The sequence below is a fragment of the Actinopolymorpha pittospori genome (genome assembly GCF_014873875.1).
In the GTDB taxonomy this organism is placed as follows: domain Bacteria; phylum Actinomycetota; class Actinomycetes; order Propionibacteriales; family Actinopolymorphaceae; genus Actinopolymorpha; species Actinopolymorpha pittospori.
Window position 1 is genome coordinate 4071557 of record NZ_JADBEM010000001.1, and the last position, 17313, is coordinate 4088869.

A 17313-nucleotide genomic window follows, 5' to 3' on the forward strand; every position below is an offset into this window, starting at 1 on the left:
TCTCGGGCCACCTTCCAGCTTCGTCGTCGACGAGGCGGTTGGCTTGTACGTATCGGACATGGCGGCAGCTTCGGTCGGGCCACGGAGGGAGCGGTCGAAGCGGCAGCGGACGGTAGGCTCACCGGACCGGGACCGTCGAGCCCGTTGTGGATTCTGGGACTCGACGTGGCCCCTCATCGCGTCCGGGTGCGGACGACGGCATCGGCGACGCCGACGAGGATGGGTTGACGACGACGGCCAGCCGCGGCCCTGGAGGTCGACGCCGGCCAGGTGAGGGCGTGAGGGTATGAGACTGCATGGGCAGGACGTCTCGGCGGCGACGCTCGCTCGGAAGGCGGGTGACCTCGGCGCGGCGGGTGGTGTCCGCTCGGTGGTGCTCGCCGACGGCGCCGAGCGGGGCCTGCGGGTGCTCGAGTTCCGAACCGGCAGCGGCCTGGGCTTCGACGTCCTGGTCGACCGGGCGATGGACATCGGACCGGCGGACTACCGCGGCGCGAGCTTCGGCTGGCGTTCGGCCACCGGGCTTCGCCATCCCGGACTCCACGAGAACGCCGACGAGGACGGGTTGGGGTGGCTCCGGAGCTTCTCCGGGCTGCTCGTCACCGGTGGACTCGACCACGCGTTCGGCGCGGAGGAGCTCGACGCGTCCCACTTCCGGTACTCCCGTCGCGCGACCACCAAGAACGGCCTGCACGGACGGATCGCCAACACGCCGGCCCGGCTGATCGGGTACGGCGAGGATCGGGTGGGAGACGAGGTCGTGTTGTGGGCGGAGGGCGAGGTGCGCCAGGCAGCCGTCTTCGGCGAGCACCTCCGGCTCCGACGCCGGATCGAGGCGGACCTGGGTGGGACGGAGATCAGGCTGACCGACACGGTGACCAACGCCGGCTTCGACCCCACCCCGCACATGTACCTCTACCACATCAACGTGGGCTGGCCGTTCCTCGACGAGGGAGCACGTTTCGAGGCGCCGGTGGTGCGGACGCTCTGGCAGTCCGACAGCGTGGCCGAGCAGGGCTTCTCCCACCTCGTCCTGCCGGGGCCGCAGCCTGGTTTCGTCGAGCAGGTCTACGAGCACGAACTCCGACCGGACGCCGACGGGCGCGTCAAGGCGAGGTTGGCCAACGACCGGTTGGGCGTCTTCTTCGAGGTCGAGTACGACAGCGGCGAGTTTCCGGTGTTCCTCCAGTGGATGCACCTGCGCGAGGGTGCCTACACCATCGGTCTCGAGCCCTCGACCAACCACGTCGGCGGCGCGCGAGCGGCGCGTGAGGACGGCACGCTCACCTGGCTCGGTCCGGGCGAGTCGCGCGGCTACCACACGACGCTGCGGGTCGGCGCCCTCGCGCAGCCGTCGGCGTAGGCCGGAGCGCGCGAGCCGGAGTTGGCCAGAGTCCAGGCGCTGGACATCCCACCCGGAGTTCGAGAAGGCTGGTGGGAACAGCCGCGACAGGAGGACGTGCCAGATGCCAGTGGATGCCGTGCGACCTATTCGACTCGGACTGATCGGGACCGGCCTCGCGGTGGAGAAGCTGCACTGGCCGGTCCTTCGGCAACTGCCGGACCGGTACGTCGTGACGGCGTACTCCGACCATTCACCGGAGCAGGCGCGGCACTTCGTCTCCTACAGCGGCGTGACCGACGCGGCCTACAGCGCCGACTATCACGACCTGCTGAAGCGCGACGACGTCGACGCCGTCCTCGTCACCGTGCCGATCCCCCTGCTGTATCCGGTGACCCGGGAGGCCCTCAGCGCGGGCAAGCACGTGCTGTGAGAGAAGCCCACCGGCACCGACGAGGAGGAGGCCTGGGCGTTCCTCGCGCTCGCCCAGGAGTACCCCGACCAGACGATCCTGGTCGGGGAGAACATCTTCTACCGCGACGACCTGCGGCTCGCGAGGTCACTCCTGGACGCCGGCGCCATCGGCAGACTCCACCTGATGGCCTGGCGCGTGGTAGGTCAGCTTGTGCCGCTCTCCGGAACGTTCAGCGGGACGCCGTGGCGGCAGCGGCCGGGCTACCGCGGTGGTGCGCACCTGGACGCGGGAGTCCACAACGTCGCCCAGATCAGGTTGCTCTGCGGTGACGCGGCGAAGGTCCACGGGGCCATCCAGTGGGCCAACAGCACCATCGACGCGCCGTCGGACCTCACGCTCAACCTCGAGTTCGACTCCGGCGCGATCGGCAACTACACCGCCTCCTATCCGGAGCTGGCGGTGCCGCGGGAGCCGAACGAGATGCGCATGTACGGCACCGACGGCGTGCTCGTCCTGAACGGAGCGAGAGGCGAACGCCGCGTGACGCTGCACCGAGCCGACGGCAGCCACGAACGCCACACCTTCCAGGGGATCGACAACGGCTACCACGGCGAACTCCGCAACTTCGCCGACGCCGTAGTCCATGGCGAACCCGTGGTGGGAACGATCCGCCAGAGCTTCACCAACATGCTCACGATCCTGCGTGGTCTGGACTCCGCGGAGAAGGGCACGGTCGTGTCCCTGGCGGACCTCGCCGACGGCGCGTCCGGCGTGTCCGGCGTACCCCTGTGGCGCCCGCGAGGCGCGTCCGGGCTCTTCGACGGGTTGCCTGGCAGCCACACGGTCAGTTCCGACCAGGCGGACGGGGGAGAAGCCTAGGGTTTCCGTTCCCGGGTGGCGCCGGTGCAGGCGGGCGACCCCGTTCAGGCCTCCTCGTCGTGGTCGAGGTCGAGGTCGAGAACGACGCGCCCGACCGCTCCGTCAAGGAGGGCTTGACAGGCGTCGTTCACCTTGCTCAGCGGGTACGCCGGGCCGAGCAGCTCGTCCAGGGGCAGCCGTCCGGCACGGTAGAGCTCCAGTAGCTTCGGGATGTCGGTCACGGTGTTGGCCGAGCCGTAGAGGCTGCCGATCAGCCGCTTCTCCTGCTGTACGAGCTGGTTGATCGGTACCTCGAACGTCGCGCCGACCCTGCCCAGGCCGATCGCCACCACCGCGCCGCCCTTGCGGAGAGCGGCGAAGGACTGCTCGATGGTCCGCGCCCGGCCCACCGCTTCCAGGGCCCAGTCGACGCCGTCCGCGCAGATGTCGTGGACGGCGTCGACGAGGTCGACCTCGCGGGTGTCGATCGTGTGGGTGGCGCCGAGGCGTGCGGCGAGTTCGAGCCGCTGGGGTACGACGTCCGCGACGATGATCTGGCCGGCCCCGACGAGGCGGGCGCCGATGACGCTCGACAGCCCCACGCCGCCGGCGCCGACCACGAGGACGCTGCTCCCGGCCGCGCCGGTGACGACGTTGAGGACCGAGCCGACGCCCGTGACGACCGCGCAGCCGACGAGCGCCGCGATCCGCGGTGGGATGTCCGCGGGGACCGGTACGACGGACTGCTCGGCGACCACGCAGCGTTCGGCGAAGCAGGAGGCGCCGAGCAGATGATGGACGTCCTCCGCGCCGCGCCGGAGCCGGGTCGTACCGTCCAGCAGTCCGTTGGTGGCGATCTGGATCCTGGCACTCTCACACAGTGCCGGCCGCCCGGTGGAGCAGTACGCGCAGTTGCCGCACCTCGGCCGCCACATGAGGACCACGTGGTCGCCGGGGCGGACCCGCGTGACACCCGGACCGACCTGCTCGACGATGCCCGCACCCTCGTGTCCCGGCACGATCGGGGTCGCGCAGGTGAGGTCTCCGGCCAGGTAGTGCAGGTCGGTGTGGCAGACGCCGGCAGCCTGGATCCGGACGAGTACCTCACCCTCCTTGGGCTCGGCGAGGGTCAACTCCTCCACCCGCAGCGGCGTTCCAGGCTCGTCGAGGACCGCCGCCCTCACCGCGAGTGGCATCGCTCCACCTCTCTCCGTGCTTCGCCTTGGCTGGCCAGCCTGTGCTGGGTCGGGCCACAGATACACCGGCGCGGCGCCTGTCTGCCACCACCCACCCGGGACGCGTCCGCACGTGGTCACGTGGTGGAGCGCGGGCAGGCGCGACTGTCGCGGGCGGTCGGGGGTTGCGTGGCGGTCGGGGTGGGGCGGCGGTCGCATCCCGCCGATTCTCGCCGGACGTCGAAGCGGACGGGAAGTTCTTCGAGGATGTTTCGTCGGTGGGGCTGAATACCCTTGTTTTACAGGGGTTGTTGTCGGTGGTCGGGTCTAGGTTTGGTCATGGACATCGACACCGGCGCTGGCAGCGGGGGTGCGGGCTTCGCGCATCCGTTGATGCGTTGGCTTGCCGATGTTGGTGCGGGTATTGACGCGGCGATCGAGTGTCCAACGTTGTCGTTGCCGCTGGATCAATACGAAGGGGCGTTGCGGCAGATCGCTGTCTGCGAGGCGAGGCTCGCATCGTTGCGGTTGTCTCTGACGCGGCAGGGCGAGCTGAACGAGGTCAGGAAGCTGAGCGGTGCTGCGAATACCGCGGGGTGGGTGCAACAGGTGACGCGGATGGGGCGGCGCGAGGCGTCGGTGTCGGTCCGGCTCGCGAAAGCGCTGGACCAGACGATCCGAGCGACCGGTTGCGCGCTTTCCGAGGGTGAGATTTCGTTGGGTCAGGCGCAGGTGATCGAACGCGCGATCCGACGGTTGCCCAACGACGTCGACGCCGCCGTACGGGCGGAGGCGGAAGCGTTCCTCCTGGACAGCGCTCAGGATCTTGATGTCGATGACTTGGACAGGGCCGGGAAGCATCTGTATGAGGTGGTCGCACCGGAGGATGCCGAGCGTCGGATCGGAAAGCAGTTGGAGGAACAGGAGCGCCGGGCTCGGGAGAGCAGGACCCTCAGCTTCGGGCCGGTCCGCGACGGGATGGGCACCATGTTCGTGCGCCTGGACGTGCCCACTCTCGCGATCCTGTAGGCGCTGCTCGACCCCGTCGCTCGCCCTCGTCCCTCGGGCCCCCGACGGCCCGGACCTGCGCAGCAGCGAACGACGGCAGGCCGACGCCTTCGCCGAACTCGTCGCCCTGGCCCAGGCAGCAGCCAGCGCACCCACCCGCGGCGGCATCAGGCCGCGCCTCACCGTGACGATGAACCACGACGACCTCGCCAACAAACTCGGGTACGGCACCCTCAACTCCGTGCTCACCGACTTCGGACCCGCGCATCTGAAAGTGAAGACCCACGCCGGAGCCGGCGGCGGCTTGAACGGTGGCGGCACAACAGACGGGCGCGGCGGGCAAACCCTGATCGGCTACCGGATCACCGGGCCGCCACTGTCAGCCACGCTGGTACGGCAACTGGCCTGTGATGCGGAGATCATCCCGGTCGTGCTCGGCGGTGACGGCGCCGTCCTCGACCTCGGCAGAGGGACCAGGCTGTTCACGTCCTCCCAACGACATGCACTCGCCGAGCGAAACGGCTACTTCTGCCACTTCCCCGACTGCAGACGACCCGAGAAGTGGACCGAAGCGCATCACATAAAACACTGGGTGGACGGAGGAGCAACCGACCTCAACGGCGTCCTCCTCTGCCAGCACCACCACACCGTCATCCACACGAAGGGTTGGACCGTGCGGATGGGTGACGACGGCCACCCCGAGTACATCCCGCCGCCATGGGGCGACCCCTACCAGAACGTCATCCGCCCCAGCCGGCCAACGCTCCGACGCTGAGCCCGATCGGATGGAGCGGCGCGTCCTGAAGCCCAGCGCGGCGTCAGACCACACAGGCAAGCAGTTCCCTGAGGCCTCGTCGATGAATTCGTGTCCTGCTGCCCCGGCAGGATGATCGAGGCATCACCCTTGGGTGACGACGTCGGCGCGTTGCGCTTCGCCCTGCCCGAAGGAGAGGTTCTCGCCGGGGAGTTCGGAGAGCATGACCCCGATGTCGTCGGGTGAGACGCCGGCCGCCTTGGCGACTCGCGTGTTGACGTCCTTCAGCAGTGCGAGACGAGTCTCGCTCGACCGACCCTGGATGAAGACGAGTTCCATGAGGATCATGTCGTCGGTGTAGTGCATGCCGACGAACGACGACGTGTGGCGGAAACGACTCCTCGGCAGCTCGAAGATCAGCTGGTAGAAGTCTTCCCGTGGCACATCGAGAACGTTCATCAGCGCGGCCTGGGTGGCGTCGGACACCTTGTCGAGGCGGCCCCCGTCGTAGCGCCCCTCCATGACATGGATCTTCGCTACCGGCATCGCGGACTCCTCCCGGTGGGTTCTGGGCCGCATCGGTGCTCTCGTTCAGTCTTGCTCGCCGTGCTGGCACAGGCGAGGCGAAGCGCGCTGGGCGTCGACCAGCGTCAACCGGTCATAGCCGACGAAACCCGCGCGGCCCGGACGCCCTGTCACCCGGACGCCCAGTCACTCCAGATGCCCTGTCACATGGAGACCCGGGCGTACTCGTCGAGGGAGTCGCGGACGAACGCGGCGCAGTCGGTGCCTCCGTACGTAGCGGAGAAGCTCGGATTCTCGACGTACATGCGGCCCAGACAACGCACGAGCTCGATGGAACGCTCGCGGTCTCCTTCGGCCACCGGCGTCCCGGGGATCTCGCGGAGCCACTCCACGTGCCGGGCAGCCACCGCGTGTGCGCGGTCCGAACGTGGGGACACGCCGTCGTTCCAGGCCGCGACCCACGCCGCGATCAACTCGTCGGTGTCCCGTTTCCATGCGCGCTGTTGTTGCAGGCTCTTCCCGTGCCACCATGCGTTGCTGTCCTGGAAGGCGCGCTCACCCCAGCGAGCGACGACCTCGTCCTGGTACCGGTCGTTGAAGCCGTCCAGCATCATCTCCAGAGACCGGTCCGTGCCGGAGCGCTGGGCGTCGAGGGTGCGCCGGACGGCGGTGATCCGCTGGCCCAGATGCTCGCGCTCGGCTTCGAGGAGTTCGATGTGGTCGCGGAGGGCGGTCTTCTCGTCCTGCTGCCGGTCCAGGACGTCCGCGATCACGGGCAGGCTCAGGCCGAGGTCCCGTAACAGGAGGACGCGTTGCAGACGGGCCACCGCGGTCACGTCGTAGTACCGGTAGCCGTTGGTGCCGACCCGGGAGGGCCGGAGCAACCCGATGTCGTCGTAGTGGCGCAGTGTGCGACTGGAGACGCCGGCACTGGCCGCCACCTGCTGGATGGTCCACTCCACGGTGCCTCCTGCCCGCAGGCCCGAGAGGGACCGGGCCGTCTAGGTCTCGATGACGAAGTCGCCCTCGATGTTCTCCCGAGCCCACTCCCTGGCGCGACCCATTTCCGCCTCGCGCGGCGCCGTGAGGATCACCCAATTCCCGTCCGGGTCGTCGATGCTCAGGTCGAGACGAAGCCGACGGCCTGGTAGAACGCCTCGGCGGCGATGTCCGGGACCTGGAAGGTGGCGAACATCGGAATGAGGTCAAGGTCGGACTCGGCGAGTCAGACGGTCGCGGTCGCGAGGCCGAGGGCCCGTTCCTCGGTACGGATCCGCACCGACAGCGCCGCGACGTTGAGGACAGTGAACGCCGTCGCGGTGATCCAGGCCGAGTGGATGAGCGGAAGCGCGAGACCCTCGACGACGACCGCCACGTAGTTCGGGTGGCTCAGGTAGCGATACGGCCCCGAACGTACGCGGGGCAGGCCCGGGACCACGATGACGCGGAAGTTCCAGCGCGGACCGAGGGTGGAGATGCACCAGACCCGCAACGCCTGGGCGGCGAGGAGGAGCCCGAGCATCGGCCAGCCGATCAGGGGCACGAAGTCCCGGTGGGCGAGCAGCGGCTCGACGAGGCAACCAGTGAGCAGGCCGACGTGCAGGACGACCAGGAAGGGATAGTGACGACGGCCGAACTCCACGCCGCCCCGCTGCAGGCTCCAGGCGGCGTTGCGTCGGGAGATCAGCGCTTCGACGAGTCGCTGCGCCGCGACGGCCACGACCAGCAGTGCGTACGCGATCATCGCGGTCACCACTCCAGCAGGACGAGTTCGGAGGCGAAGCCGGGTCCCAGAGCGAGGAGCAGGCCGGGCGCACCCCGCGTGTGGCGGTCCAGCGCGATCGTGTCGCGGAGCACGTAGAGAACCGACGCCGACGACAGGTTGCCGATGGCGGCAAGCGATCGCCAGGTCACATCGAGTGCCCCTGCTGGGAGGTCGAGGCTCTCCGCGACCGCGTGCAGGACCTTGGGTCCGCCGGGATGACACACCCAGGCCTGGATGTCCGCCGGTTTCAGGCCGTGGTCGGCGAGGAAGCGTTCGACGTCCTCGCCGAGGTATCGGCGTACGACGTCTGGGACCTCCGCGCCGAGGACGATCTGGAAGCCGGAGTTGCTGACGTCCCAGGCCATGACCCGGTGGCTGTCGGGATAGACGCGGCTCCGGGTCGCGACCACCCTCGGCCCGCTGCTCACGGCCTCGTCGGCAGGTTCGGCCCCGCCGGATCCGCGGAGCACGACCGCGGCGGCACCGTCTCCGAACAGCGCGCTCGCGACCAGGTTCGCGATCGAGGTGTCGGTCTGTTGCAGGGTCAGCGAGCACAGTTCGACGGAGAGCAGCACCGCGACGTGATCCGGCCAGCCGGTGAGGTAGTCGTGTACGCGGGCGAGACCGGCCGCGCCACCGACGCAGCCGAGCCCGAACAGGGGGAGGCGTTTGACGTCGGGCCGTAGGCCGAGGCGGTCGACGAGTCGGGCGTCGATCGACGGCGCCGCGACGCCGGTGGTGCTGGTGAACACCAGCAGGTCGACCGCTGTCGACGGCAGACCGGCCTGGGCGAGCGCGCCGGCGACGGCGTCCGCGCCGAGGTCGAGAGCCGTCTCGATGAACGCGTCGTTGGCGTCGCCGAATCCGCGGAGCTTCGGATAGTCCTCGATGGGGAGGGCGAGGTGGCGGGTGGCCACCGCAGCACTGCTGTGGAGGCGGTCGAGATTTCGCCGGTCGGCTCCTTCGAGACCACACACGCGAGCGAAAGCCTCGGTGATCTCACTCTGCGCGTATTGATGGCGGGCCGGCACTCCGTGCACAGCGGCGATTCGCGTCATTCCGGCATCGTATGCACGGGAGGTGGTTTGTTCACGGTTGTCCGGTAGGGCTGCGCGTCGCGAGAATTCGAACGCGTTTCGTTCGCGACGAAGTCCGTATGGGGCGTGAAGATATTCTCTTTTCCGACGCCTCGGCCATCAAACATGAGAACTTCTTCGCGGTCACAGGACCGCACCACGCGGACTCACCTCGAATCCCGCCACGCCCCTGCTGTACAACACGATGAGCCGCTCGCCATGTCTGGTCCGAATCACTCCGGCGTCCCCGGCGAGCTCGGAGATGAGATGTTCGAGAACCTGATCAGACTCGGCGATCTCCGGCTCGTCGTAGGTCAGGTCCAGGTGGTCGCCGCTGGTCATCAGGACGCGGAGGACAATCCTTGCCATGACAATGGACCTTAGACCGCGCGGGTCCGGGGCGCGGAATGTCCCGGCGAAGATGGTCGATCTCTGCAACCGTTGAACCGAACTGGTCTGTCGGAAACCGAACGGGTCCGTCAGGAACAGAACCGGGCTGTGAGGAGAGGGAGGCCGGAATGCCGAGGGCCGTGCGGTTTCGCGAATACGGGAGCGTCGACGTCCTCGAGGTGGTCGAGGTCGACATGCCGAGGCCGGGTCCGGGTGAGGTCGTGGTGGCAGTCCGGGCGGCCGGCATCAACCCCGGCGAGGCGGCGATCCGAGAAGGTGCGCTGCACGAGGTGTGGCCGGCGGCGTTCCCGTCGGGACAGGGGAGCGACCTGGCCGGCACGGTGAGCGCGCTCGGCGAGGGCGTCACCGCCTTCTCCGTCGGCGACGAGGTTCTCGGGTTCACCGACAACCGGGCCAGCCAGGCCGACTTCGTCGCCGTCGAGGAGACCGCCATCGTGCCCAAACCGGCCTCGGTGCCCTGGGACCAGGCCGGAGCGTTGAAGGTCGCGGGGACCACGGCGTACGCCTGCGTCCAGGCGGTCGACGTGGGCACGGACGACACCGTTGTCGTGTCGGGTGCCGCCGGTGGCGTCGGCTCCCTGACGGTCCAACTCGCCCGGCAGTGCGGCGCCACCGTGATCGGCCTGGCCGGCCCAGACAACCATCCGTGGCTGCGGGATCGCGGAGTGGTCCCGGTGGACTACCACGGCCCCGGGCTCGCGGACCGGATCCGGTCCGCCGCCTCCTCGGTGGACGCGTTCGTCGACACCTTCGGCGGTGGGTACGTCGACCTGGGACTCGAGCTCGGCGTGGCTCCCGACCGGATCAACACGATCATCGACTTCGCCGCGGCGAAGAGTCGCGGGGTGCGGGCGGTCGGCGGGGCCACGGCGTCCACCCCGGAGGTCCTGTCCGAGCTGGCCGAGTCGATGGCGGCGGGCCGGTTGCAGGTGCCGATCGCCCGGGTGTACCCCCTCGACCAGGTGCGGGACGCCTACCGCGAGCTGGCTCGCCGGCACACCCGCGGCAAGATCGTCCTCGTGCCCTGACGCCCCGACGGGTTCCCCTCACCCTCCGAGTTGGCCACGGCGCCGACGCCGCTCCCGGCGCCACCCCCGAGGATGTGGGCCATGACCTTCGACTCCACCCGGCGTGCCTGCTACGTCGGCTACGTGACCCAGGCCATCGTCAACAACCTCGCCCCGCTGCTGTTCATCGTGTTCCAGACCCGCTACGACGTCCCACTGGAGATGCTCGGCCGGCTCGTCCTGCTGAACTTCGCCACCCAGCTGGTCACCGACGTCGTGGCTGTCCGGGTCGTGGACCGGGTGGGCTACCGGGGGCCGCTGGTCCTGGCACACGCGCTGGCCGTGCTCGGCCTGGTGGCGCTCGCGGTCGCGCCGGCACTCCTGCCGAGTCCGTACCTGGGTCTGAGCTGCGCCGTCGTGATCTATGCCATCGGCGGCGGACTGCTCGAGGTGCTCGTCAGTCCCGTGGTGGACGCGCTGCCGAGCCCTCAGGAGGCGAAGGCGGCGCGGATGAGTCTGCTGCACTCCTTCTACTGCTGGGGTCAGGTGGGCGTCGTCGCGATCAGCACCCTGTTGCTCGCCTGGATCGGGCAGGGGTCCTGGCCGGTGCTGCCGCTCATCTGGACCCTGGTCCCGCTGGCCAACCTGGTCGTCTTCTGTCGGGTTCCGTTGCCGAGCACCGTCCCGGACGAACACCGGACCTCGCTGCGGACGCTGTTCAGCGCGCCGACGTTCGTCCTCGCGATGGTCCTCATGCTGAGCGCCGGAGCGGCCGAGCTCACCATGTCCCAGTGGTCCTCGCTGTTCGCCGAGGACGGCCTCGGCGTGTCGAAGGTCTGGGGCGACCTCGCTGGGCCGTGCCTGTTCGCGATCCTCATGGGCGCAGGACGGGTGGCGTACGGGCTGTGGGGAGAGCGGGTGCCACTGCTGCCCGCGCTTGTCTGCAGCGGCACCCTCGCGACCGGCTGCTATCTCCTCGCCGCCCTGTCGGCGAGCCCGGTGCTGAGCCTGGTCGGCTGCGCCGTGTGCGGCCTCGCAGTGAGCCTGCTCTGGCCGGGGACGTTCAGCCTCGCCGCGGCGCGGTTCCCGTTCGGCGGGGCCGCGATGTTCGGCGTCTTGGCCGTGTTCGGTGACGCGGGCGGCGCGGGCGGGCCGTGGATCACCGGGGCGGTCGCCGAGGCGGCGGCCGGCGCGAACGGCTTCCTCACCCGGCTCGCGGACGCGCTGCCGGTGCGGGACGGGTCGGGGCTGCGGGTCGGCCTGCTGGTGGGTACGGCGTTCCCGGTGCTTCTGGTCCTCGCCGGGCTGCTGTATGCCGTGGTGGCCCGGGGTCGGCGCGACCAGCGACCCACCCTGGAGGTGCGGCCCAGCTCGGTGACCGGGTCCTAGGGGCCGGACCCGGGGCCGAATCCGGGGTCGCCGCGCCGGGTCAGACGGGGCCGTCGGCGTCGACGCGTAGGTGGTCCAGATGCTCCACGGCGTCATCGAGCAGCCGGGCCACATGGTGGTCGCAGAGGCAGTAGCGCACGCTTCGCCCGTACCGCGCGTTGCTGACCAGACCGTGTATGCGCAGCAGCCGCAACTGGTGGGACACGGCGGACCGCTCCATCCGGACCGCCCGGGCGAGCTCGACGACCGTGCAGTCGCCCCGCCGGAGCCTGGCGAGGATCAGCAACCGGCTCGGCGTGGCGAGTACCTGCAGCGCGGCCGCGATGGCGCCGGCACCGGCCGTGTCCAGATCCCACGCCTCGCTCGACCTCGCGCTAGACATCGAACGCCACCACGCGGACGGAGCCCGTACGGTCGGCCGCGGCGACGTGGCGGGCGTCGAGCCAGCGCAGCGCCGCCCCCGGACCGTCGAGGTCGACGGTGTGCAGCGGATTCGTCGGCCGGCCGGGCGAGCCCGACTCGACCCGCCACACGGCGAGGTCGCCTTCGCTTCCGGTCGTCGCCAGGACGCCCGCCCCACCGGGCCGCCAGGCGAGCGCGGTCACGCTTCGATGGCCGGGCAGCAGGCGGGGGGACCGGCCGGAGGGACCCTTGCCGGCGAAGTCCCACACCGTCGCCTCGGGTGCTCCGTTGGTGGCGAACCAGCGGTCACCGTCGTCGAACGCGATCCGGGTGACCTTGTCGGGGAAGCCGGCCATCTCCAGTTCGTTTCCGTCCCGGGTACGCCAGATGTGCACGCTGCGGTCCTGGTTGCCGGTGCAGATCCAGCGGGCGTTGGAGGAGACAGCGACGCACAGGTGCGAGCCGGCGTACGGAAAGTAGCCGACCGGCGCGGACTGGTGGCGGCCGTAGCGGTAGACGCCGTTGTACGCCGCGACGGCGATCTCCCGTCCCTGCCGGAACCACTGCAGGTCGGTGACGGTGCTCGGCGCCGGGCCGGTGCTCCACAGTCCCACGCCGCCCGCGGATCGTACGGTCACCCGCCGCCCGGTCGCGACCGCCAGCCGGTCGTCGCCGAACCAGCGAGCCCGCGCCGACCACTCGCCGGTCTCGGCCACCTCCAGGCGTCCGTCGCGTGCGTGCCACACGGCGTGGCCGGCAGGTCCCACGAGGGCGAGGTGTGAGCCGCCGGGGGAGAACGTGGCGTCGAGCAGGCCGCCCTCGACCGTGAACGTGGCGACCGACTCACCCCGTTCGGCGTCGTACACGTGACACCGGCCGTCGGCGCCGGCGACGCCGAGCAGGCCGCGCGCCGCCGCGAGTGCCACGGGCGCGTCGTCAAGGAACGCTTGCCAAACCGTGGCGTGGGCGGTGCCCACGGCGCCGGCGGCCCTGCTCACGGCCGTCATGCGTCGGCTCCGACCAGGCAGGTGGAGAACGCCGACTCCAGCTCGGCGCGGTCGAGGTTACGGCCGATGAACACCAGCCGGTTGACCCGCGCCTCGTCCGCGCGCCAGGGCCGTCCCTCGTCGCCGTCGAAAAGCATGTGGACGCCCTGGAAGACGTACTGGTTGGCCTGCCCGGAGACCGCCAGGATCCCCTTGGAGCGGAAGATGTCGACGCCCTTGGTCGCCAACAGCTCCCCGAGCCAGGTGTTGAGCCTGTCGACGTTCACCTCGCCGGGAACCTCGAACCCGACCGAGCCGACCGTCGCGTCGTGCTGGTGGTCGGTCTGCTCGAGGAAGAGCGGGTCCGTCTCCAGGACGCGGGAGAGGTCGAACGCTCCGACGTCGAGGATGTCGGCGAGGTCCACCTTCGCGTGCTGGGCGGGGATGATCTCGGCGAGGGCGTTGATCTCGCGCAACCGCTGCTGGACGCCGGCGCGGGTGTCGTCGTCGACGAGGTCGGTCTTGTTGAGCACCAGGCGGTCCGCGAAGGCGACCTGTTCCAGGGCCTCGTTCTCGACGCCCTCCGGTTTGAGCTCGTCCAGGTGCGCGTGGATGTGGCGGGCGTCGACGAGGGTGATGATCGCGTCCAGCCGAAGTTGCTCGCGGATCTCGTCGTCCACGAAGAACGTCTGGGCGACCGGTGCGGGATCGGCGAGCCCGGTCGTCTCCACCACGATGCGGTCGAAGCGCTCACGCCGGCGCATGAGCGCGCCGAGGATGCGGATCAGATCACCGCGGACGGTGCAGCAGATACATCCGTTGTTCATCTCGAAGATCTCTTCCTGGGCATCGAGGACGAGCGCGTCGTCGATGCCGACCTCGCCGAACTCGTTCTCGATGACGGCGATGCGTATGCCGTGTTGTTCGGTGAGGATCCGGTTGAGCAAGGTCGTCTTGCCCGAGCCGAGGAAGCCGGTGAGGACGGTGACGGGTACCCGGCTGTCGGTCACGTGGTGTTCTCCTTGGGGCGGCGGGAGGCGGATGGTTCTGGGGATGGTTGTGCGGATGGTTCTGGGGATGGCAGGTGGTGACAGGGGTCTGCACGGCCCGTCTTCCTGTCTCACCGAGGGAGCATAAACGAAAACGAAAACGATGTTCAATATGGGTCTGACGCCGAAGCTGCGGGCGCGTGCGTCCGGCGCCACGTTCGCGGGCGCTCGAATCCGCCGCGGCGGCGGTAGGGTCCGGCCCGGATCCGGGTATCGGCCATAGGAGCGCCGCTGGCGCGGTTGAGCACCGGAAAGGCTTCCTTGCGACGGCGGCCAGGCAGGAGGATGAACGCATGCCGCGACAGATCTGGAGTGGCTCGCTCAGTTTCGGACTGGTGAACGTCCCGGTCGGACTGGTGAGCGCCACCGAGCAGAAGGACGTGTCCTTCCACCAGCGCGAGGCCGAGACCAACGCCCGGATCCGCTACAAGCGGGTGGCCGAGGGCACCGATCGCGAGGTCGACTACAAGGACATCGTCAAGGGCTACGAGCTGCCCGGAGACAAGTTCGTCACCCTGACGCAGGAGGAGGTCGACGCCGCCAGCCTCGGTCGGTCCCGGTCGCTCGAGATCGCCGACTTCGTCGACCTCACGGAGATCGATCCCGTCTACTACGAGAAGACCTACTACCTCTCACCGCGCGAGGAGAGCGCGTACGAGGCCTACGCCCTGTTGCGGGACGCGATGGAGCAGACCGGTCTGGCCGGAGTCGGGTCCTTCGTGATGCGGGGCAAGGAGTACCTCGCGGTGATCCGGCCGTGGAAGCGGATCCTCGTCCTCCAGACGTTGCTGTTCGCCGACGAGGTGCGTGACCCGGAGGACGTGAACGACGACCTGCCTGCGGCGCGCAAGAGCACCTCGCGTGAGATGAAGGCGGCCGTCAACCTGATCGAGCAGCTCGCGACACCCTGGAAGCCCGAGAAGTACGAGGACACCTACCGAGAGCGCCTGCTCGGCATCGTCAAGGACAAGGCGAAGGGCCGCGAGATCAGCCTCGAGGAGGTCGAACCGGAGGAGAGCAACGTCGTCGACCTCATGGACGCCCTCCGGCGCAGCGTCGAGGAGGCCAAGAGCGGCCGGGCCGGCGCCGGCCAGGCCAAGGCTGGGTCCAGGGCGGGGACGAAGGCCGGCGCGTCGAAGGCCGGCACCGGGGGTGGAGGCGGCAAGCGCGGTGCGGCGAAGAGCGCCGGCAACGGCGGTTCGACCACGGCCAGGAAGTCCGGTCGGGCCTCCGCGTCCTCCCGGGCCGGCGGGGGTGGAAAAGCGGCGGACGTCGCAGAGCTCAGCAAGCAGGAGCTGTACGACCGCGCGACGAAGCTCGGCATCGACGGGCGTTCGAAGATGAGCCGGGCCCAGCTCCAGAAGGCGGTGGAGAAGGCGTCCTGACCGCTGCCGGGGAGGACACAGGCATCCGTGGCGAAGCGGGTGGAGCGGGCAAATCCTGCCTGGGCAGGGGGCTAGCCTAGAAGAATCGCCGGCCGCGGATCGGGCGGTTTCAGATTTTCCTGAGTCCCGGTTCGCTGTCGCGCACGGCCGAGTGCGGCCGGTGCCGCCACGGATGCCGAGGCGGCACCGTCGGAGGCGCGGTGCGGATGCGATCCCGTCTCGATGGGTCGCCGCGCCCCCCTTCCCGCACCGGCGGGCAAGGGAGGGGTTCATGGCCGCTCGTCGAGCGTTCGGGTAGGGGGCCAGTTATGTCATCGCAAGTCACGTACGGGTTGCGCCTGCTCGTCGCCAGGCTCGTCATCCTCGCCGCGGTGGCCGTCCTGGTCGCCTTCGGGCTTCTCGCCGGCGGTCCCGGTGCACGGTGGGACGTGATCTGGGCCGCCTTCGGCATCGTGTGCGTGCTGCTCGCGGCGACCGTGTGGTACATGCTCGCCGTTCATCGCACCGCGGCGCGGAGTGAGCCGCGCAAGCCGGAGGACGCCAGCGCGTGGCGGGTGGAGTCCTGGTGGCGGCACCCAGGCGCCGCCACGGTCGAGGCCCTGCCCGAGGAGTTGGCGAAGGAGTTGCCCTGGCAACGCGGCCACCACGTCCGGAGGCCGCATCACGAGCGACTGCCGGGATGGACACGGTTCTCCCACGGCGCGTTGGACTGCACCGTGGTCAGCGACGGCAAGTTGGAGATGGGCTCTCCGTACGACAACTTCCCTGACGCCGATCCGGCCGAGATGGACTCCATCCTCGCGCGCAACTACCTGTCGAGGAGCGAGGTGCGACTCCCACAGAACCTGCTGGTCGTCGACACCGGCGAGCAGTTGGTCCTGTTCGACACCGGCCTCGGGACCGACCCGGAACTCGGCGGCCGGAGCTTCGGCGGACAGGCGGGTCGAGCCGCCGCCGTCATGTGTGCTGCCGGCATCGAACCCGGTGACATCGACGTCGTGGCGCTCACCCACGCCCACCCCGACCACTGCTGGGGCCTGGTCGACGGACACGGCCGACGGGTGTTCCCGCATGCCCGGGTGGCGATCAGCGGGCCGGACTTCGACTTCTGGACCGACCGGTCGCGGGAGGAACGGGAGCCGAACCCCGCTCTGCGGGAGTACTTCCGGGGTGCTCGCCACAACCTCGTGACGTACGCCGACGCCGACCGGGTGGACCGGATCGCGGACGGGTCGGAGATCGTGCCCGGCGTCACCGCCCTCTCGACCTCGGGTCACAGCCCGGGCCACATGCTCTACAAGATCACCAGCCAGGACCAGACCATGCTCTTCTGGGGCGACCTGTGTCACCACCAGTTGCTGCTGCAGCGCCCGGACTGGAGATTCCAGTTCGACCACGACCCGACCGCGGCGAGCGCCCAACGCCGACGCGTCTACGAGATGGTCGACCGCGACCGGACCGCCGTCTTCGCCTACCACTTCCCGTTCCCCGGGCTGGGACATCTCCGGCCGGACGGAGAGGGATACGCCTGGCTGCCGGCTGACATCGAGCTCAACCTCCCCGCCTCGAACATGGTGAAGCAGAGCCGGCGGATGACCTACCTCTGCACCCCGACCGACCGGTAGCGGTCGCGACGCCCCGCGTCCACGCTGGCGGCGTTGTCGTCGTCGCCGGCACCGCCGGGCGCGGATGAGGGACTCCGCGACTAGGATGTATCCGCAAAGAGCTCGCAACTGGGATGCAACGGGCTGGGGTTTGTTGGTTGC

Annotated in this window: 18 protein-coding genes and 1 pseudogene; 9 read left to right on the forward strand and 10 right to left on the reverse strand. The window is 69.6% G+C overall.

Annotated features, from left to right (window positions below; translation table 11 throughout):
• The first annotated feature begins 286 nt into the window (after positions 1-286).
• From HEB94_RS19265 to HEB94_RS49370, 3 genes are all read left to right on the forward strand, one after another.
• Positions 287-1363, forward strand: coding sequence for an aldose 1-epimerase family protein (locus HEB94_RS19265; RefSeq protein ID WP_192751182.1), 1077 nt, complete (start codon positions 287-289; stop codon positions 1361-1363).
• A gap of 103 nt (positions 1364-1466) precedes the next feature.
• A complete protein-coding gene (locus HEB94_RS49365; RefSeq protein WP_202896436.1) occupies positions 1467-1775 on the forward strand; it encodes a Gfo/Idh/MocA family oxidoreductase in 309 nt (102 codons plus the stop codon).
• Positions 1776-1886: 111 nt separating this feature from the next.
• The gene (locus HEB94_RS49370) at positions 1887-2636 is read left to right on the forward strand and encodes a Gfo/Idh/MocA family protein (RefSeq protein WP_420481594.1); all 750 of its coding nucleotides are present in this window, start codon (positions 1887-1889) and stop codon (positions 2634-2636) included.
• Positions 2637-2680: 44 nt separating this feature from the next.
• Here the strand turns inward: HEB94_RS49370 and HEB94_RS19275 are convergent, their stop codons facing one another.
• Complete coding sequence (locus HEB94_RS19275) at positions 2681-3811, reverse strand: zinc-binding dehydrogenase (protein WP_192751183.1); 1131 nt, start codon at positions 3809-3811, stop codon at positions 2681-2683.
• A gap of 318 nt (positions 3812-4129) precedes the next feature.
• On the opposite strand from HEB94_RS19275, the gene HEB94_RS19280 reads away from it, so the two are divergent.
• Together HEB94_RS19280 and HEB94_RS19285 are read left to right on the forward strand one after the other, a co-directional pair.
• Positions 4130-4819: a DUF222 domain-containing protein gene (locus HEB94_RS19280; protein ID WP_192751184.1), complete on the forward strand. Its 690-nt coding sequence runs from the start codon at positions 4130-4132 to the stop codon at positions 4817-4819.
• A 169-nt stretch (positions 4820-4988) separates the two neighbouring features.
• Positions 4989-5573, forward strand: a complete 585-nt coding sequence (locus tag HEB94_RS19285) for an HNH endonuclease family protein (RefSeq protein WP_192757200.1) — start codon at positions 4989-4991, stop codon at positions 5571-5573.
• Positions 5574-5696: 123 nt separating this feature from the next.
• On the opposite strand, the gene HEB94_RS19290 is transcribed toward HEB94_RS19285, so the two are convergent.
• The 6 genes and pseudogenes from HEB94_RS19290 to HEB94_RS19310 all read right to left on the reverse strand — a co-directional run bounded on the left by HEB94_RS19290 (position 5697) and on the right by HEB94_RS19310 (position 9287).
• Entirely contained in the window at positions 5697-6098 is a 402-nt protein-coding gene (locus HEB94_RS19290; protein ID WP_192751185.1) for a tautomerase family protein, read from the reverse strand.
• Positions 6099-6280: 182 nt separating this feature from the next.
• Complete coding sequence (locus tag HEB94_RS19295) at positions 6281-7039, reverse strand: TipAS antibiotic-recognition domain-containing protein (protein ID WP_192751186.1); 759 nt, start codon at positions 7037-7039, stop codon at positions 6281-6283.
• 263 nt (positions 7040-7302) lie between these two features.
• Complete coding sequence (locus tag HEB94_RS19300; RefSeq protein ID WP_192751187.1) at positions 7303-7821, reverse strand: isoprenylcysteine carboxyl methyltransferase family protein; 519 nt, start codon at positions 7819-7821, stop codon at positions 7303-7305.
• A 5-nt stretch (positions 7822-7826) separates the two neighbouring features.
• Positions 7827-8312, reverse strand: coding sequence for a 3-oxoacyl-[acyl-carrier-protein] synthase III C-terminal domain-containing protein (locus HEB94_RS52550; protein ID WP_337918537.1), 486 nt, complete (start codon positions 8310-8312; stop codon positions 7827-7829).
• Positions 8313-8906: pseudogene (locus HEB94_RS52555) on the reverse strand (type III polyketide synthase); the annotation flags it as partial. It lies immediately after the preceding gene.
• Positions 8907-9062: 156 nt separating this feature from the next.
• Positions 9063-9287 carry a hypothetical protein gene (locus HEB94_RS19310; protein WP_192751189.1) on the reverse strand — a complete coding sequence of 75 codons (225 nt, stop codon included), beginning with the start codon at positions 9285-9287 and terminating at the stop codon, positions 9063-9065.
• Positions 9288-9436: 149 nt separating this feature from the next.
• Here HEB94_RS19310 and HEB94_RS19315 point away from each other — a divergent pair, with 149 nt between their 5' ends.
• On the forward strand, positions 9437-10357 hold the full coding sequence (locus HEB94_RS19315; protein WP_192751190.1) for an NADP-dependent oxidoreductase: 921 nt from the start codon (positions 9437-9439) through the stop codon (positions 10355-10357).
• Positions 10358-10438: 81 nt separating this feature from the next.
• The gene (locus HEB94_RS19320; RefSeq protein ID WP_192751191.1) at positions 10439-11725 is read left to right on the forward strand and encodes an MFS transporter; all 1287 of its coding nucleotides are present in this window, start codon (positions 10439-10441) and stop codon (positions 11723-11725) included.
• A gap of 40 nt (positions 11726-11765) precedes the next feature.
• Here HEB94_RS19320 and HEB94_RS19325 read toward each other — a convergent pair whose 3' ends face one another.
• Genes HEB94_RS19325 through HEB94_RS19335 form a run of 3 tightly spaced genes read right to left on the reverse strand, consistent with a single transcriptional unit; the run spans position 11766 to position 14123 of the window.
• Positions 11766-12107 carry an ArsR/SmtB family transcription factor gene (locus HEB94_RS19325; protein ID WP_192751192.1) on the reverse strand — a complete coding sequence of 114 codons (342 nt, stop codon included), beginning with the start codon at positions 12105-12107 and terminating at the stop codon, positions 11766-11768.
• On the reverse strand, positions 12100-13134 hold the full coding sequence (locus HEB94_RS19330) for a WD40 repeat domain-containing protein (RefSeq protein WP_192751193.1): 1035 nt from the start codon (positions 13132-13134) through the stop codon (positions 12100-12102). Before HEB94_RS19330 ends, HEB94_RS19325 begins: the two co-directional genes overlap by 8 nt.
• The gene (locus HEB94_RS19335; RefSeq protein ID WP_192751194.1) at positions 13131-14123 is read right to left on the reverse strand and encodes a GTP-binding protein; all 993 of its coding nucleotides are present in this window, start codon (positions 14121-14123) and stop codon (positions 13131-13133) included. The genes HEB94_RS19330 and HEB94_RS19335 overlap by 4 nt, the downstream gene beginning before the upstream one ends.
• A 332-nt stretch (positions 14124-14455) precedes the next feature.
• Here HEB94_RS19335 and ku point away from each other — a divergent pair, with 332 nt between their 5' ends.
• Both ku and HEB94_RS19345 read left to right on the forward strand, forming a co-directional pair.
• Positions 14456-15547 (forward strand): non-homologous end joining protein Ku, encoded by a 1092-nt coding sequence (gene ku / locus HEB94_RS19340; protein ID WP_192751195.1) that lies wholly within the window; start codon positions 14456-14458, stop codon positions 15545-15547.
• A 308-nt stretch (positions 15548-15855) separates the two neighbouring features.
• On the forward strand, positions 15856-17172 hold the full coding sequence (locus HEB94_RS19345) for an MBL fold metallo-hydrolase (protein WP_202896438.1): 1317 nt from the start codon (positions 15856-15858) through the stop codon (positions 17170-17172).
• The last annotated feature ends 141 nt before the right edge of the window (positions 17173-17313 follow it).

Excerpts from the sequence above, each read along its gene's own strand:
- HEB94_RS49365 (WP_202896436.1), top strand. The coding sequence starts at position 1,467 with ATGCCAGTGGATGCCGTGCGACCTATTCGACTCGGACTGATCGGGACC.
- HEB94_RS19310 (WP_192751189.1), bottom strand. The coding sequence starts at position 9,287 with ATGGCAAGGATTGTCCTCCGCGTCCTGATGACCAGCGGCGACCACCTG.
- HEB94_RS19330 (WP_192751193.1), bottom strand. The coding sequence starts at position 13,134 with ATGACGGCCGTGAGCAGGGCCGCCGGCGCCGTGGGCACCGCCCACGCC.
- HEB94_RS19280 (WP_192751184.1), top strand. The coding sequence starts at position 4,130 with ATGGACATCGACACCGGCGCTGGCAGCGGGGGTGCGGGCTTCGCGCAT.
- HEB94_RS19300 (WP_192751187.1), bottom strand. The coding sequence starts at position 7,821 with ATGATCGCGTACGCACTGCTGGTCGTGGCCGTCGCGGCGCAGCGACTC.
- HEB94_RS19290 (WP_192751185.1), bottom strand. The coding sequence starts at position 6,098 with ATGCCGGTAGCGAAGATCCATGTCATGGAGGGGCGCTACGACGGGGGC.
- HEB94_RS19285 (WP_192757200.1), top strand. The coding sequence starts at position 4,989 with ATGAACCACGACGACCTCGCCAACAAACTCGGGTACGGCACCCTCAAC.
- HEB94_RS19315 (WP_192751190.1), top strand. The coding sequence starts at position 9,437 with ATGCCGAGGGCCGTGCGGTTTCGCGAATACGGGAGCGTCGACGTCCTC.
- HEB94_RS19320 (WP_192751191.1), top strand. The coding sequence starts at position 10,439 with ATGACCTTCGACTCCACCCGGCGTGCCTGCTACGTCGGCTACGTGACC.
- HEB94_RS19275 (WP_192751183.1), bottom strand. The coding sequence starts at position 3,811 with ATGCCACTCGCGGTGAGGGCGGCGGTCCTCGACGAGCCTGGAACGCCG.
- HEB94_RS19325 (WP_192751192.1), bottom strand. The coding sequence starts at position 12,107 with ATGTCTAGCGCGAGGTCGAGCGAGGCGTGGGATCTGGACACGGCCGGT.
- ku (WP_192751195.1), top strand. The coding sequence starts at position 14,456 with ATGCCGCGACAGATCTGGAGTGGCTCGCTCAGTTTCGGACTGGTGAAC.
- HEB94_RS19265 (WP_192751182.1), top strand. The coding sequence starts at position 287 with ATGAGACTGCATGGGCAGGACGTCTCGGCGGCGACGCTCGCTCGGAAG.
- HEB94_RS19345 (WP_202896438.1), top strand. The coding sequence starts at position 15,856 with ATGTCATCGCAAGTCACGTACGGGTTGCGCCTGCTCGTCGCCAGGCTC.